Source organism: Paenibacillus sp. J2R1T-4 (assembly GCF_059692235.1).
Window position 1 is genome coordinate 132,670 of sequence record NZ_JCAUBA010000009.1, and the last position, 13,333, is coordinate 146,002.

General features: G+C 49.2%; 9 protein-coding genes. 6 read left to right on the forward strand and 3 right to left on the reverse strand.

Going from position 1 to position 13,333, the window contains the following annotated elements:
• Positions 1–2: 2 nt before the first annotated feature.
• Positions 3–2,510: a type IA DNA topoisomerase gene (locus AC58QD_RS16750; RefSeq protein ID WP_497335226.1), complete on the reverse strand. Its 2,508-nt coding sequence runs from the start codon at positions 2,508–2,510 to the stop codon at positions 3–5.
• A 317-nt stretch (positions 2,511–2,827) separates the two neighbouring features.
• Between AC58QD_RS16750 and AC58QD_RS16755 the strand changes: the two genes are divergently transcribed.
• From AC58QD_RS16755 to AC58QD_RS16775, 5 genes are all read left to right on the forward strand, one after another.
• Positions 2,828–4,408 (forward strand): bifunctional metallophosphatase/5'-nucleotidase, encoded by a 1,581-nt coding sequence (locus tag AC58QD_RS16755; protein WP_497335434.1) that lies wholly within the window; start codon positions 2,828–2,830, stop codon positions 4,406–4,408.
• Positions 4,409–4,475: 67 nt separating this feature from the next.
• A complete protein-coding gene (gene pxpB / locus AC58QD_RS16760; protein ID WP_497335228.1) occupies positions 4,476–5,312 on the forward strand; it encodes a 5-oxoprolinase subunit PxpB in 837 nt (278 codons plus the stop codon).
• Positions 5,313–5,407: 95 nt separating this feature from the next.
• Positions 5,408–6,439, forward strand: a complete 1,032-nt coding sequence (locus tag AC58QD_RS16765; protein ID WP_497335230.1) for a 5-oxoprolinase subunit C family protein — start codon at positions 5,408–5,410, stop codon at positions 6,437–6,439.
• 41 nt (positions 6,440–6,480) lie between these two features.
• Entirely contained in the window at positions 6,481–7,299 is an 819-nt protein-coding gene (locus tag AC58QD_RS16770; RefSeq protein WP_497335233.1) for a LamB/YcsF family protein, read from the forward strand.
• Positions 7,300–7,729: 430 nt separating this feature from the next.
• Positions 7,730–8,020, forward strand: a complete 291-nt coding sequence (locus AC58QD_RS16775; protein ID WP_497335235.1) for a CD3324 family protein — start codon at positions 7,730–7,732, stop codon at positions 8,018–8,020.
• 329 nt (positions 8,021–8,349) lie between these two features.
• On the opposite strand, the gene AC58QD_RS16780 is transcribed toward AC58QD_RS16775, so the two are convergent.
• Positions 8,350–9,681 (reverse strand): sensor histidine kinase, encoded by a 1,332-nt coding sequence (locus tag AC58QD_RS16780; protein WP_497335237.1) that lies wholly within the window; start codon positions 9,679–9,681, stop codon positions 8,350–8,352.
• Between the two features lie 54 nt (positions 9,682–9,735).
• Entirely contained in the window at positions 9,736–11,064 is a 1,329-nt protein-coding gene (locus tag AC58QD_RS16785; RefSeq protein WP_497335239.1) for a sensor histidine kinase, read from the reverse strand.
• Between the two features lie 332 nt (positions 11,065–11,396).
• Between AC58QD_RS16785 and asnB the strand changes: the two genes are divergently transcribed.
• A complete protein-coding gene (gene asnB / locus AC58QD_RS16790; RefSeq protein WP_497335241.1) occupies positions 11,397–13,286 on the forward strand; it encodes an asparagine synthase (glutamine-hydrolyzing) in 1,890 nt (629 codons plus the stop codon).
• Positions 13,287–13,333 lie beyond the last annotated feature (47 nt).

Consider the following 13,333-nt stretch of genomic DNA (forward strand, 5'->3'; position numbering starts at 1 on the left):
CATCAGGTAGATTGTACGGCTAACGCACCTGAGCTTCGATCTTGCAGAACTAACTTCCCTTCCATCTCTTGGCCGGAGCTGTCTGTTAGCTTAAGCTTACTCGTCTGGCCTTTTTCGATTAGGTTGCGAGCCATGGTAGGAGTTAAAGATTTGCCGAAGCTGTCTTTCCAAATAACGAACTTGCAGCCGTCCCGAAAGTGGGAGCAGCCGTAGCCTTTGTGGCCGATAATGATATCGCCGCCGCAACCTGGGCGCGGGCAAGCAGCGATCACTTGGCGCAGGGTTGCGCCTGAGGCAACCAGCTGCGCCATAGGGCGCGGAGCTGACACTGCAGCGTCAGTCCCGCTGCTCGAGCTCGCTGCTCGAGCACCGCTAGGCACGCTTGCCGCTGCGTTTTCCTCGCCCCCAGCGGCTGCACTCGCTGCAGCGGTGGTGCTCGCCCTGCGCGAGCGCGGCTTCGCGCCGCTAGCAGCGCCCGACGTGCCGGCAGCGTCGGCAGTGCCTGTCGCGCTTGCGCTCCGCGCCGCTGACGCGCCACCGGCCTTGCCGCGTCCGCGACCGGCGCCAGAGACTGCAGCCTCCGCCTCGAAGGAGGCTTTGGCCGCTTGCGGCTGGACACGCACCTTGTCCACGATGGAGCGCGTGAACTTCTTCACGTTCTCCATGAACGTGGAGTCCGATGCTTGCCCGCGCGAAATCTCATGCAGCCTGCGCTCCCACTGGCCGGTCATCTCGGGCGAAGCGAGCAGTTCTACACCTGCACCGCGGATGAGCTCAATGGCTGATCGGCCTTTTGAGGTGATTAATATCCGCTTGCCCTGCATCGCCACATAGCCTACATTTTTCAGCCGCTCAATAATGGATGCACGTGTAGCTGGAGTGCCAAGACCCGAGTCCTTCATCGCTTCGCGAAGCTGCTCGTCCTCCATCTGCTTGCCCGCACTCTCCATTGCCTTGAGCAAGGTTCCCTCCGTGTAAGCCTTTGGAGGCTGCGTTTCTTTCTCCTTCGCCTTGGCATCGGTGCAAACGACTGGAATGGTCGGATCCAGTGTGAACGGAGCATCCATCAATTGCTCCTCGGCATCCCCGCCAGCACCTCCGCCTTCCGAACCGCCGTCAGCATCCGCAGCGGAAGCTCCATCTTTATCAGCCTTGCCCTTGGCACCGCCTTTTTTGCCGCGAGCAGCCGTGTCCTCGTCACCCTCGTACACGACCTTCCAGCCTTTGCTCAGAACTTGCTTCACAATCGTCTTGAAGCGCTCCTGTTCGACTTCGGTAATTACCGTATGCACCTTATATTCCGCTGGCGGGTAGAAATGAGTCAAGAAACGTTTAATAACGAGGTCATACAGCTTCTGCTCATCCGCACTTAAGCTGTTCGAACGTTTCCCCGTGGGCAATATCGCGTGGTGATCTTCAACCTTTTCAGGATTGCATACACTTTTGTTGTTCACATGGACAAAACGTTTGTTGGCGCCTTGAACAAGCCCGGCGTAGTCTGTTCCTCTCAGAGCATCTAAAGTACGGTGCATTTCCGGGATATTTTGCTCATTTACATAGTTGGAATTCGTTCTAGGGTATGAAATCACTTTGTGCTTTTCATACAAAACCTGTGCTACATCGAGTGTTTTTTTGGCGGAGAATGCAAACTTGGCATTGGCTTCCCGCTGCAGCAATGTGAGATCATACAGCTTCATCGGATACTCCCGAGTATCCTTCACATCATACTCCGCGACGACACCAGGCTTGCCAGAGACACGTTTGACGATATCGGCCGCCTTCTCCGGATCAGTCATACGCTCCCCTTGCCAGTTCCCTTTGTACGAAATCGGCTGCTCGCCGCCCTCCTGATCGAACCAGGCTTCCACTTCATAAAATTTCAAGGACGAGAACGCCTCAATCTGCTTCTGTCGATCATACACGAGTGCAAGCACCGGCGTTTGAACACGTCCAACGGATAAAAGCTCCTTGTGCTTAGTCGTGAACGCCCGCGAGCCATTCATCCCGATCAACCAGTCTGCTTCACTGCGCGCCCGAGCGGCCCGGGTCAAGTTCTCATATTCGGCACCGTCCTTCAACTGGTCGAAGCCCTTGCGGATCGTCTCAGGGGTAAGGTCGGAAATCCACAATCGCTTCACTGGCTGCCGCAAACGCAAATGCTGCTGGATGTAGGCAAAAATAAGTTGACCTTCCCGTCCGGCATCACACGCGTTCACGATGGAATCACATTCAACCGCAAGCGTCTTGATCACTTGAAGCTGATCTTTCGTTTTGTAGTTAGGCAAAAGTTTGAAGGAGTCCGGAATAATGGGCAAGTCATTAAAATTCCACTTCTTATATTTATCATCGTATTTATCCGGTTCTGCCAACCCGATTAAGTGCCCGATTGCCCAAGTGATGATGTATTGCGAGCCTTCAAGGTGGGTACGCTTGTTAACAGCTTTAGGCTCAATCGCGGAGGCAATGTTACGTCCCATATCCGGTTTTTCGGCAATAATTAAAGTTTTCACGCATGGTCTCCAAGTTCTTCATAATTAATCAACGAGCTTCAACAATATGATCTTAACATAAATGGAACCTGGTCGTCAGTGAGGAATGGAGTATAACAAGCTCGTCAACCTATTCGATTCAACTGGTGGCGAGATTGGCGTGAATGAATTGAGTTCATAAATAAATAAGACAACTTGCAGCTGGGTCGCCTTGTTGGATGGGTAAGGATCGATTAACATAAGAATAACGGTTCAGGACAATTCAAGCCTACTTCAACAGTTATTTAGGTTGCAATCTTATTTGAGAGGTGGGAGATCTCTTGTCTCCACAGGAGCCCATAAAGACCGTGACGGTGACATTACTGGAAACGAGTGATGTTCATGGAAATATCGTCCCTATTCAATATGCGGATAATCAGCTTAGTGAAGTAGGATTGGCCAAGGTTGCTTCAATCATCTACAAAGAACGTGCTGTCGCCTCCGGCTCGGTTATTTGGATCGATAACGGAGATCTCATTCAAGGAACACCGCTCGCCTATCACCATGCCAGGCTCGATCCAGAGCCGCCCAACCCATTAATTCTCGTCATGAACGAGTTAGCCGTTGACGCTGCAGTTATTGGGAATCATGAATTCAACTATGGACGGAAGCTGTTGGACAAGGCGGTTCGTGAATCACAATTTCCTTGGATGGCAGCTAACATTGTGAACAAACAATCAGGCGAGCCTGCGTTCGGCCGCCCTTATATAATGAAGGTTCTTGAGGAAGGAGTCCGAGTCGCGGTACTGGGTCTGTGCACCCCTTACATCCCGAACTGGGAAGCTCCGGGACATATTGAAGGTCTGAGTTTTCTGGATGCCGTGGAGACTGCAAAGCTGTGGGTACCGATGCTGAAAGCGGATGAAAAAGCGGATCTAGTAGTTATCGCCTACCACGGTGGATTTGAGAGAGATCTGGATTCAGGAGAGCCAACAGAACCGCTCACAGGAGAGAATCAAGGGTATCAGCTTTGTATGGAAGTTCCAGGAGTCGACGTACTCTTAAGCGGTCATCAACATAGATTGATAGAGGGTTCTTGTGTGAATGGGGTACTTATTGCTCAGCCTGGACACCGTGGAGAGCATGTGGCCAGAGTAAGAGTGACGATGGAGCGTCATGGGGAACGATGGATTGTCGCAGCGAAGGAATCTGAGCTCCTGTCTGTCTATGGAGCTAGCGTTGATGAGGCGGTCATTAGCATGACAGCGACTTACGAAGAGAAGACTCAGAAGTGGCTGGATCAGCCAATGGGCCGTGTAGAGGGCGATATGGTTGTAACAGATGCGATGAAAATCCGTATGGGGGACAGTCCGCTCATTGAATTTATCAACAAGGTCCAAATGGAGGCTGCACAAACCGATATCTCCAACACGGCTTTGTTCGCAGATAATTCACCTGGTATTCCGGCGAATGTGACTATGAGAGATATCGTTTCCAATTACATTTATCCGAACACATTGAAGGTGATCCGCATTTCCGGACAAGATATACTGGACGCGCTGGAACAAACGGCTACTTATTTTCAGACTAGCACAGGCGGCGAGATTGTTAAGATTAATGACCGCTTTATGCTGCCCAAGCCACAGCCCTACAATTATGACATGTGGGAAGGCATCACCTACACCCTTGACATTACACGGCCAGAAGGAGATAGAGTTGTACAGTTAATGTACAAAGACGAGCCGGTCGGGATGGACAAGGAATACGATGTCGTGATGAACAATTACCGCGCAGGCGGAGGCGGCAATTATATGATGTTTCAAGGGAAACCGGTGATCAAAGATATTCCGATCGATGTTTCTGAGCTGATGGCGGATTACATTCTTCAACGGGGGACGATCCAGGCGACGCTCAATCAGAACTGGAAAGTGATTTATTAGTTCGTTGTAAATTGGCGCGGGGTGCGGAGCTTCTTGGGCTCGTGCAAGATAGAAAAGAGGTTCGGGAATGGATGAGGAGCAGAAAGGTATAGAGTTATGTGAGAGTCGTGTGATGCTAGAGTCAGTGAAGGAACCTGTGGGGTTTGAACCGCTGAAGGAGCGCAGGGGGGATTCGTTTGAGATTACCAGGCTTGGGGAGCAGGCACTGCTTGTTCGGTTCGGAAGGCGAATAGAGACGGATACCTATGAACGAGTTCTCCAGTTGGATCGTTCGCTCCGGGAACATCCTTTCCCTGGTCTGATAGAGACCGTTCTGACTTACGCAGCAGTTGCTGTTTATTATGATCCGTGGTTCATTTATAGACATACAGATAGAGATCAAGCTCCATATGAGTTCGTGAGTGCTTATGTGAGAAAGCTAATTGACGGATTGTCTGACTGCGGCGATTCGAAACAAGCTTCTTCCCTTCGAATTATACCCGTTTGTTATGGCGGGGAGTACGGACCTGATCTTGCTGCTGTGGCAGCGCATCATAGCCTGAGCGAGACAGAAGTGATCGAGCTTCATATCGCGCCTGAATATCAGGTGTATATGATAGGTTTTTTGCCAGGCTTCCCCTATATGGGGGGATTGTCAGAGCGGCTTGCTACTCCGCGACTCAATACCCCTAGACTATCGGTTCCAGCAGGTAGTGTAGGAATAGCTGGAACGCAGACCGGGATCTACCCGCTAGGATCACCGGGAGGTTGGCAATTGATAGGCAGGACGCCTCTAAGCTTGTTTCAGCCAAATGCGGAACCGCCCAGTTTCCTGCAAGCAGGAAATCGTGTGAAGTTCATGGCTATTGGTCCAGAGGAGTATGAGCAGATGAGGGCGGAGCAAGAGGAGCTGCAGCCTTTCTAGCTTAGGGAGTAGACGTTATTTGAGTGTCGATTGTGATGAAGCTAGGGAATAGTGGCAGGATGACAAATTGTCTGATCGCTGCAGGAGGTGATGGGATGAGCATATATGTGCAAAAAGCGGGGCTATTGACCACGGTGCAGGACCTGGGACGGCATGGGTATCAGCGCTTCGGCGTGCCTGTTGGCGGCGCGATGGATGTTTTTGCATTGGAGACGGCGAACGCGCTCGTCGGCAATGCAGCCGATGCCGCCGCGCTGGAGATCACGCTCATCGGCCCGGAACTTGTGTTCCGGACCGATGCGTTGATCGCGATCTGCGGCGCCGACCTGTCGCCGACTGTGCAGGGCGCAGCCGTGCCGCAGTGGCGGCCGGTCTTCGTGCGGCGCGGCAGCGCCCTCGTCTTCGGTGCGGCGGCCAGCGGCTGCCGCGCCTACGTCGCCGCCGCGGGCGGCGTGGCCGTGCCCGCGGCGCTCGGCAGCCGCAGCACGCTCGCGCGCGCCGCGCTCGGCGGCTTGCGCGGGCGTGCGCTCCGCGACGGGGACGAGGTCCCCTTCGGGCACGCGCCCCGCGCCGCGCAGCGCCTCGCGCAAGCGCTCGCCCGCGCGGCAGCGCCCGCTGCGCCGCTAGCCGCGACGCGCTGGCACGCGCGCGGCAGCGCGCTGCCGCCGTACGCGGCGGCGCCCGCGGTGCGCGTCACCCGCGGCGCGGAGCACGCGCGCTTCGACGCGGCGAGTCAGCGCGCGCTGACGGCGCAGCCGTACGCGGTCACGCCGCGCGGCGACCGCATGGGCGTCCGCCTGGCAGGCGCTTCGCTGCACTTATCGGAGGCGAGCACAGAGCAGCTCGTCTCCGAGCCCGTTATAGCCGGCACGCTTCAGGTGCCGCCGGACGGGACGCCGGTGCTGCTCCTCGCGGACCGGCAAACAACGGGTGGCTACCCTCGCATTGCCCAGATAGCTGCAGTTGACATGCCTGTTGTTGCTCAGGTTCCTCCAGGCGGCCAGCTTCACTTCATAGAGATTGATCCTGTAGAGGCAGAGTGGCTCTACCTTGCTGGGCGGCTGGAATTGGAGCGGCTCAAAATAGGTATACGCCTTCAAATCCAAGCCGATGGTTCTCTCATTTAATATAATCATTCTTGTTAGTGTAAAAAGGAGCGAAACCTGACATGCACTCTCCTGATAAGAAATCCTCAAACAATTCTGCAAACTCCGCCCGCATCGATACAATCGATCTCAATGCCGATCTAGGAGAAGGCTTTGGCGTATATAGAATCGGCAGCGATGAGCAGATAATCCAACTGGTGACCTCAGCGAACATAGCGTGCGGCTTTCATGCAGGAGATCCTGCAACGATGCGGCAAACTGTACAGCTGTGCTTAGAGCATGGCGTGGCGATTGGTGCCCACCCGGGACTGCCGGATCGTGCAGGTTTTGGTAGACGGGAAATGGCCCTTACACCGCAAGAGGCTCATGACCTGATCATCTATCAGGTTGGTGCATTACAGGCCACCGCTCATGCGCAGGGCGGAACCGTGCGTCATGTGAAGCCGCATGGCGCTTTGTACAACATGTCAGCCGTTGATGCGGCCTTAGCCGAGGCAGTAGCCGAAGCTGTATACCGCCTCGACCCTCTGTTAGTACTATACGGACTTGCTAACAGTGAGTCGATTCGCGCTGCACAAGGGCTGGGTCTGCGCACCGCAGACGAAATCTTCGCCGACCGGCGTTACAACGCTGACGGCACACTGGTTCCGCGTTCAAGAGCGGACGCCCTGATTCACGACCCGCAGGAAGCGGTGGCGCAAGTGCGTCAAATGCTGAACGCGGGTCAAGCAGACACGATCTGTGTGCACGGTGACACGCCTGAAGCCATACAATTCGCCCGCCATATCAGGGCAGCTCTCGAGCAGGATGGAGTGGTTTTTCGCTCACCGTTTGGTTCTACAGCCCTCCCCAGCATACAAGGAAAAAACAAGTATAAATAAACTTTCCTCTTGAGCTGTTTTTGGAAACGTGCGTTAATGGAGGAGGGCGGAATAAAAAATAGCTGGATGCTGCAGTTAGAAAAATTTCGCTTGATGAATCTGGATTGTTTCCATATAATTGTGATATTACTGGAAAATGTTTTACAGTATTGATTCTTGTGAAAGGAGGATGCGGTATGTTTCACTTTTGGACCAACACAATCAATGAGGTGCCAGCTTTTTAACTGAATACTGCCGATTCGAAACTGACACAGGATGCTAATTCAACCATATTTGACGGCATGCACGATGTGAGTAATCGTGTTTTTTTATTCCCATTTTTTGCGATATTGAATTCCAAAAATATACATAGGAGGTGAAAGGATGAAAGCGCTCAATAATATCCAAGGTTGTGTAACAGCAACATCTAATCAAGAGGAGGTTTTCATCAGTGAGTTACAAAAACGGAAAGGATTTTCTTCCGCCTAGCTTACTTAAGGAGCTGCAACAATACATTCAAGGCGAACTTATATATGTCCCCAAGAAAGAAAAGACTCGTGCCGGCTGGGGCGAGAATAACGGGACACGCAAGCTTATAGAGAAACGCAACCGTGAAATTTTTCATATGTATAACACGGGTTCAACGGTGCTGGATCTGATCCAACGTTTCCATCTGTCTGAGGACAGCATTCGCAAGATTATTGTAAAAACCCGCGATCTCCTGCAGAACGTGGCCAAATAAATGAAAGCAGAGCCGAATTGGACTCTGCTTTCTTTTTTTTCATATAATCAGATTTTAGAGCTAGTCAGTGGGAGAAGACCTGCAAAACCTGCAGTTAATTTCTCCCACAGGGTAGCTATTTGAATTATTACTGTAAAAGCTACATTTAATTATGAGACTTTTACCTGAATGAGCCGGATTTAAAACAATTAACGGTAGGAAATGCAGGTATTTTGGTATAATCCCTCAATCCTAGAAAATTACCTGCAGCTTTTGCAGTTAAAAGTGGAGTCCCGCTCCCCGCTTTTCTAAGCAAGGTGGGCACGGGAGCAGGTATTCTCACGCACAGGTTAAAGAGCTTTTTTCTCAGGAATACGAATGTTGAAGGAGGTCCCGTGTTCGTGACTGCTCTCCACCATTATTATCCCCTGATAAAATTCGATTCTGTCTAGTACAATTGACAATCCAAGTCCGCGGTTTTCGCCAGATTTGGTGCTGAAGCCTGGCTGGAAAAGTTTCTTCTGGATGTCTTCTGAGATATAGGAACCCTTATTTTTAACGGAAATGATCAAATAGCTTTGGTCTGTTCTACATTCTAACGTTACTTTACGTTCTTCGGGAGGCTGACATTGGGCTTCATCGAATGCGTTATCAAGTAAATTCCCCACTACTTTTATTAGGTCGATCGATTTAAATCCAAGAGAAGAGCTTTTAAATCCTGAGCAATCGTATGCGAAATCGATTTTGTGTGAGATGGCTTCCGCGGATTTGGCTTGAATAAGCGCTGCTAATGCTGGGTTGCCTACGCTCATAATCTCGTTGATCTCCGTGATCTCCCCTACCAATTCGTTCGTGTACTTCTCCAACTCCTCTTTCTTACCCATTTTGACAAGGGAAGAGATGACTTGTACGTGATTCATAAAATCATGTCTTTGTCCCCGTACCGTTGTAAACATCCGATTAATATCATCTATATAGTATTCCTGAGTCATTTTGATCGCTTCATTCTTCGTCTGGGTGACAACTTTGAGAACAAGAATAAGGGTGACTAAGGTGCACGCGGCTGCAATGATAAGGATAGTGTCAATGAATTTAGGGTCGAGTGAATCTGTTCTTCTATAGGAGAAAACAAACACAATTAGCAAGATTTGTGTGGCGAAAAAAAGCATAAGAGAAGGGATTTTGCGATCTCGTTTATGTTTAATAAAAGCAAGAATCGAAACCCCAGGGTGTAATTTATATTTTTCCATAAGCCATGATAGGAGCCATACTAATGCTGTTGCAGGCCAGAAAAAAGGAATTAGTATAATAGAATTTTGTTGCATTTTTTCTAAAGGGTAAAATTGTAAAATAAAGGTCCCTACGATCGTCTCGACTAAACCTGATACAACAAAGGAAGAAATCCCTATGGTCAGGCGAATTTTCTTCGATATACCAGGAAACAACAAGAAAATAAACAACAAGTACAAGAATATAGCGTTTAGTGGCCTGAGGTAATAAGGGAGAACGAAAAACATCAGGTCCATAATAATAGAAGAAAGTACTGTATAGGCCAACATTCGGCGGAAGTTCGGCCTAACCGGGATCCCCCAGAATGAAAAAGCTAAAGCTGCAGATGTGAAACCAAGTGGGATGGTAACGGATATGATCATTTTAAAAGCATCGTACAAATACTCCAACATAAAAATCCCTCACTGAGCAAGTTTATTGAAAAATGGTTTGGTGTGCACCTTAAGCTAAATAGCATGTTTCAGAGGTATGCGAATATGGAAGGATGTACCTTCTTCACGACAGCTCTGAACTTCAATGGTACCCTGATAGTAATCTATTCTTTCTTTGACAATTGGAAGACCCAGTCCGTGATGCTCTCCTGGCTTAGTGCTGAAACCTGGCACAAATAAATTCCTTTGAATGTCTTCCGAGATGTATGAACCTCGATTATTAACCCGGATGAGTAGATGGTTCTTTTCAGTCAAACAGTATAATTCAACCGTGCGTTCGCCCGGAGGAAGGTGCATAGCTTCATCGAATGCGTTATCCAACAAATTCCCCAGCACCTTGATCAGGTCAATGGACTTTACTCCAAGAGCAGAGCTTTCCATTCCGGTACAATCAAAAATAAATTGAATTTTATTCGCAAAGGCAACGGTTGATTTGGCTTGGATGAGAGCAGCTAATGCTGGATTCCCAATGTTCATAATTTCATTGATCTCGGTCGTTTCCCCAATCAATTCTTTGGTGTACTTGTCGAGTTCGTCTAGCTTGCGCATCTTAAGGAGCGAAGAGATGACCTGAACATGGTTCAAGAAATCATGTCGTTGTCCACGCACAGTGGTGAACATTCGGTTGATGTCGTCGATGTAGAACTGTTGCGTTGATTTAACTGCTTCGTTCTTGACCTGGGTGAATAATTTCAGGACAAGGATTAGGGTGGCTAGTGTGAGAATAGCAGTAAAAGTAAGTAATATATCAATAAATTTTGGATCAGGAGAGCCTACTCTTCTAAAAACGAGAAGAAATGTACTGGAGAATATTTGCGTGAAAAAAAACAACATGAGTGCTGGTATGTTACGATCTCGTCTACGTCTTACAAAAGTGAGAATGGAGGTACCTGGATGAATGTTGTATTTAGTCATACAAACTGATAATAGAACCAGCAAAACACAAGCAGGCCAGTAACTGGAGCTTAAAAGAATGAAACTGGTGTTGATTATTTCTAATGGATAGAATTGCATAAGTATGACAGAAAGGATCGCTTCTACTAATATGGCTACTAGAATAATAGTTAGACCTAGCGTAATGCGCATTTTCTTTGACAAAGCTGGAAACATCAACAACATTAGAGTTAAGAAAGTAACAAGAACATTTATGGGTCGGAAGTATACTGGAAGCGTAAAGAACAGAATATCAATCACAATGGAGTGAATGATGGCAAATGCTATTATGTGCGGATAATAGGTTCTGATGGAAATCCCCCAGAATGAAAAACTTAGAAGGGTGCATGCGAAAGTTAACGGAATGGAGGTAACTAAAGTAACTAGTAATAAATGCTCTAAGTCCAACATATCATTCCAACCTCACAATCGAAAATAAAATCTGCATGTTATTCTTCTTTGGTTTAACCTGCCTACTTGTAATCCTATTGTAAACGAAATCCTGCAAAAGGACAGGACATTATGTTATGAAAAAAAGCCATTATGCTAAAATACGCGAGAATTATGTATTTTTGTGTCATATAATGTCGAATTTCATGCATCTCCAGTGTACTAAAAATTCCCAGTCTTGAAAAGTTTAAGTTTTCTTCGAGAGCGAATCCAGCCTTGTTTCCGATCAAAGACAGGAGTATGATATACTAAATTATTAGTTGTACAATTGCTTTTGGAAAGGAATAACGTTTATGTGCGGCATTACAGGTGTCTTATATTTTGATCAAAGGGAACCATCCGTTCCTATGCTTAAACAAATGATGGATGTAATTGAACATCGGGGGCCGAATGATTCTGGTACTTGGACTGATCCAGGGATTGGTCTTGGATTTCGCCGATTGTCGATTATTGACATTAAAGAAGGCCACCAACCGATGAGTAATGAGGATGATTCGGTCTGGATTATATTCAACGGGGAAATTTATAATTATCAACGTCTGAGAGAAGATCTGTTGTCGAGGGGACATCAGTTCAAGACGCATACCGATACGGAAGTCATTATTCACTTGTATGAAGAGTATGGGGAGAAGTGCGTCGATCATTTGCGAGGGATGTTCGGATTCGTCATCTGGGATCGTAAGCGTCGGGAATTGTTCGGGGCCAGGGATCATTTTGGGATCAAGCCTTTCTATTATTCCGAGAATAGGGAAAGGCTGTTGTTCGGCTCCGAGATTAAGAGCCTTCTAAGTGCGGAAGGGATGGAACGCCGTCTTAATGAAGATAGTCTGCTTCAATACTTGACCTTTCAATATGTTCCCGAGCCGGAGACCATGTTCGCGGGTATTAAGAAGCTTCCGCCAGCACACACCATTAAAGTTACGGCTGATGGCCGCTTATCCATTCGCCGTTACTGGGATCCGATGTTTGCGCCGGTTAAGCGCCCTTTTGGCGATGTAGTAGAGGAGCTTCGAGCCAAGCTGCAGGATTCCGTCGTGCATCATATGCACAGTGACGTGGAACGCGGCTGTTTCTTGTCGAGCGGGATCGACTCAACGGCTATTGCTGCCCATATGCGAGCGATTGAACCGATCCAGACGTTCTCGGTCGGCTTTGAAGGACCGAATAACGAGACGGTCATCGCAAGACAGACTGCGGAAGCTCTTGGTACACAACATTATGAGAAGATGATTAATGTTGATGATTTCTTCGGTGTGTTGCCGAAAGCGATCTGGCATCAGGATGAGCCAGTTGCTGACCCGTCGGCAATCGCACTTTATCATGTGGCCGGCTTGGCGCGTCAGCATGTGACGGTCGTGCTCTCGGGTGAGGGCGCCGACGAACTGTTCGGCGGCTACCGCATTTATCGCGAGCCGTTATCGCTTCGGCCGCTGAGTTGGTTGCCGGTGCCCGCACAGCGGCTCTTGCACCGCTTGGTTCGCTTCCTGCCGGAAGGGATGAGCGGCAGGAATTATTTGCTGCGCGGGACGACTCCGCTTACGGAGCGCTTTCTTGGCAATGCCAAGCTGTTCAGCGAATCCGCGAAGGCGGAGCTGCTGCAGCTGGATAGCAAGCGGCTGCGGTCTTATCGCAGCCCATGGCAAGTTGCTGGCGAGTTCTACAGCAAGACGGCTCATCAAGATCCGGTGACGCGTATGCAATACATCGACATGAACTTATGGCTGCCTGGCGATATTCTGATGAAAGCCGATAAGATGACGATGGCACATTCCTTAGAGCTTCGCGTTCCATTCTTGGACAAGGAGTTGTTCGAGTTCGCACGAACCATTCCTATGGAATACCGGCTGGCTGAAGGAACAACCAAGTATATATTCCGCAAAGCTATGGAAGGGATTATCCCTGACTTCATCTTGAATCGTCCGAAGCTTGGCTTCCCTGTACCGCTCAGACAATGGCTGAAAGGACCGCAAGGTGCTATGATGCGGGAGCAGATTCGTTCCAGCAACATAAGCGAGTGGTTCGATCTGAGTGTTGTGGAGCGAATGTTCGACAAACATGCAGCAGGTCAGGGCGATTACGCGCGACTCATCTGGGCCGTATATGTGTTCAGTCTGTGGCATACGACGTATATGCAGGATGTACCTAGCCTTAGTCGACTGCAAAGGCAATCTACAGGTTCTTAAGAAGAAACAATCAAATATAGAATAAGAGTGGCATTTAGAGAGGGGCA